This window comes from Streptomyces sp. T39 (assembly GCF_008042045.1).
Classification (GTDB): Bacteria; Actinomycetota; Actinomycetes; order Streptomycetales; family Streptomycetaceae; genus Streptomyces.
This window is the reverse complement of sequence record NZ_RDBP01000286.1, coordinates 1-725: the sequence shown is the minus strand read 5'-3', so window position 1 is coordinate 725 and position 725 is coordinate 1. Positions and strand designations below refer to the sequence as shown.

The 725-nt window shown below is 69.1% G+C and carries 1 protein-coding gene; it reads left to right on the top strand.

What is annotated here, in order from left to right:
- Positions 1-2: 2 nt before the first annotated feature.
- A partial coding sequence (locus tag EAO77_RS38300) for an acyl-CoA carboxylase subunit beta (protein WP_315986143.1) occupies positions 3-725 on the top strand: 723 nt, incomplete at its 3' end.

Sequence of the window (725 nt, the reverse complement as noted above, 5' to 3'; positions counted from 1 at the left end):
CCCTGCGGGAGCAGGCGGAGCGCGGCCCGAGCGACCGGGCGACCGAGGCGCAGCACGCGAAGGGCAAGCTGACGGCGCGTGAGCGGATCGCGCTGCTGCTGGACGAGGGTTCGTTCCGTGAGGTCGAGCAGTTGCGGCGGCATCGTGCGTCGGGGTTCGGTCTGGAGGCGAAGAAGCCGTACACGGACGGTGTGGTGACCGGCTGGGGCACGGTGGAGGGCCGGACGGTCTTCGTGTACGCGCATGATTTCCGGATCTTCGGCGGTGCGCTGGGCGAGGCCCATGCGACGAAGATCCACAAGATCATGGACATGGCGATCTCGGCGGGTGCTCCGCTGGTGTCGCTGAACGACGGTGCSGGTGCGCGGATCCAGGAGGGTGTGAGCGCCCTYGCCGGKTACGGCGGGATCTTCCAGCGCAACACGAGGGCGTCGGGGGTGATCCCGCAGATCTCGGTGATGCTGGGGCCGTGCGCGGGCGGTGCCGCCTACAGTCCGGCGCTGACGGACTTCGTGTTCATGGTGCGCGAGACGTCGCAGATGTTCATCACGGGCCCGGACGTGGTCAAGGCGGTCACGGGCGAGGAGATCACGCAGAACGGGCTCGGCGGCGCGGACGTGCACGCCGAGACCTCGGGCGTCGCGCACTTCGCGTACGACGACGAGGAGACCTGCATCGCCGAGGTCCGCTACCTCCTGTCCATGCTCCCCTCCAACAACCGGGAG